The 2826-nt window shown below is 69.9% G+C and carries 2 protein-coding genes; both read left to right on the forward strand.

Annotation, left to right across the window (positions count from 1 at the left end):
• On the forward strand, positions 1-1419 hold a 1419-nt coding region (glgB, locus tag HUU96_RS14240), incomplete at its 5' end, for a 1,4-alpha-glucan branching protein GlgB (protein WP_174293403.1).
• Positions 1416-2826: glycogen debranching protein GlgX (gene glgX / locus HUU96_RS14245; protein WP_254605249.1), on the forward strand; the 1411-nt coding region annotated here is incomplete at its 3' end. The genes glgB and glgX, both read left to right, overlap by 4 nt.

Here is a 2826-nt window from a genome sequence, read left to right on the forward strand (position 1 = left end):
GGCGGCGGGACGCTCGACTGGCGCGGCCTCGCCGAGCAGCTGGTGCCGTACGTGGCCGGGATGGGCTTCACGCACGTCGAGCTGATGCCGATCATGGAGCACCCGTTCGGCGGCTCCTGGGGCTATCAGCCGCTCGGCCAGTTCGCGCCCTCGGCGCGCTACGGCTCGCCCGCCGACTTCGCCGGCTTCGTCGACGCGTGCCACCGCGCCGGCGTCGGCGTGATCCTCGACTGGGTGCCCGCGCACTTCCCGACGGACGCGCACGGGCTCGCCCGGTTCGACGGCACGCCGCTCTATGAGCACGGCGACCCGCGCGAGGGCTTCCATCAGGACTGGAACACCGCGATCTACAATCTCGGCCGGCGCGAGGTGTCGGGGTTCATGCTCGCCTCAGCACTATGGTGGCTGGAGGCGTTCCACGTCGACGGGCTGCGCGTCGACGCCGTCGCCTCGATGCTGTACCGCGACTACAGCCGCAAGCACGGCGAGTGGGTGCCCAACGTCCATGGCGGGCGCGAGAACCTCGAATCCGTCGCCTTCCTGCGCCAGATGAACGCGGTGGTCGCGGAACGCTGCCCGGGCGCGATCACGGTGGCGGAGGAGTCGACGTCGTGGCCCGGCGTGTCCGCGCCGGTCGCCGACGGCGGCCTGGGCTTCTCGTACAAGTGGAACATGGGCTGGATGCACGACTCGCTCCAGTATGTGGAGCGCGATCCGGCCTATCGCGGCTGGCACCATGACGAGCTGACGTTCAGCCTCGTCTACGCCTTCTCCGAGCGGTTCGTGCTGCCGATCAGCCACGACGAGGTGGTGCACGGCAAGGGATCGCTGCTGGGCAAGATGCCGGGGGACGCGTGGCGCAAGCTCGCGACCCTGCGCGCCTATCTCGCGTTCCTGTGGACGCATCCGGGCAAGAAGCTGCTGTTCATGGGTTGCGAGCTCGCCCAGCCGACCGAATGGAACCACGACGGCGAGCTGCCCTGGCACCTGCTCGACAGCCCCGAGCACGCGGGCGTGCAGGCGCTGGTGCGCGCGCTGAACGAACTGTACGCCGCCGAGCCCGCGCTCCACGCGGGCGACGCGGATCCGGCGGGCTTCGCCTGGATCGTCGGCGACGACCGCGCCAACAGCGTGTTCGTCTGGTCCCGCCACGGCCGCGCGGGCGATCCGCCGGTGGTGGTGGCGCTCAATATGACGCCCGAGCCTCGCCACGGCTACCGGATCGGCCTGCCCGCCGCCGGACGCTGGAACGTGGCGCTCAACAGCGACGCCGCGACCTTCGGCGGGTCGGGCGCGGGGCAGGTGGGCGAGGTGGTGGCGGAACCAACGCCGTCGCACGGGCTTCCTGCCAGTGCCGCGCTCGCCTTGCCGCCGCTCGGCTGCCTCGTCCTACGCCATCAAGGAACAACCGTATCGTGACATCGCCCGACCGGCTGGAAGCCGGATCGCCCTACCCGCTCGGCGCGACGTTCGACGGGGAAGGGGTGAACTTCGCCGTCTACTCCGCCCACGCGACCAAGATGGAGCTGTGCGTCTTCGACCCGGCGGGGAAGCGCGAGACCCGGCGCTACCCGCTACCCGAATGGACGGACGAGGTGTGGCACGGCTATTTGCCCGACGCGGGGCCGGGCCTCGTCTACGGCTATCGCGCGTCGGGGCCGTACGAGCCCGAACAGGGCCACCGGTTCAACCCCAACAAGCTGCTGCTCGACCCGTACGCGCGCAAGCTGTCCGGCCAGATCCGCTGGAACGACGCGCTGTCGGGCTATCAGGTCAACTCGCGGCGCGGCGACCTGTCGTTCGACAAGCGCGACAGCGCGCCGGCGATGCCCAAGGCGGTGGTGGTCGACGATCATTTCGACTGGTCGCAGGACCGCCGCCCCCGCACGCCGTGGTCGGAGACGGTCGTCTACGAGGCGCACGTCAAGGGGCTGACCAAGCTGTTCGAGCTGGTTCCCCCGCGCGAGCGCGGCACCTACGCGGCGCTGGGCCATCCCAAGGTGGTCGAGCACCTGAAGCGGCTGGGCGTCACCGCGCTGGAGCTGATGCCGATCCAGGCGTTCACGCAGGACCGGTTCCTGCAGGAGAAGGGCCTGCGCAATTACTGGGGCTACAACACGCTCGCCTATTTCGCGCCCGAGCCGAGCTACATGGCGGGCGACAGCCAGGACGAGCTGCGCCGAGCGGTGCGCCGCCTGCACCGGGCGGGGATCGAGGTGATCCTGGACGTCGTCTACAACCACACGTGCGAGGGGTCGGAGAAGGGGCCGACGCTGTCGTGGCGGGGCCTCGACAACGCCAGCTACTACCGGCTGGTGAAGGATCAGCCGCGTTACTGCATCAACGACACCGGCACCGGCAACACGCTGAACACCGACAAGTCGCGCGTCATTCAGATGATCGCCGACTCGCTGCGCTACTGGGCGACGAGCTTCGGGGTGGACGGCTTCCGCTTCGACCTCGGCCTCACGCTGGGCCGCACGGAGACGGGCTTCGATCCCGGCCACGCCTTCTTCGACGTGCTGCGGCAGGACCCGGTGCTGAACCAGCTGAAGCTGTCGACCGAGCCGTGGGACATCGGCCCGGGCGGCTATCAGCTCGGCAACTTCCCGCCCGGCTTCGGCGAGTGGAACGACAAGTACCGCGACACGGTGCGCAAATACTGGCGCGGCGACCCGTCGCAGCGCGGCGACCTGGCCGCGCGGCTGTCGGGATCGGGCGACTTGTTCGATCACCGCGCGCGCCGGCCCTGGGCGAGCGTCAACCTGCTCGACGCGCATGACGGCTTCACCCTCGCCGACACGGTGGCGTATGAGGAGCGGCACA

This window comes from Sphingomonas bacterium (genome assembly GCF_903644135.1).
Lineage (GTDB): Bacteria > Pseudomonadota > Alphaproteobacteria > Sphingomonadales > Sphingomonadaceae > Sphingomonas.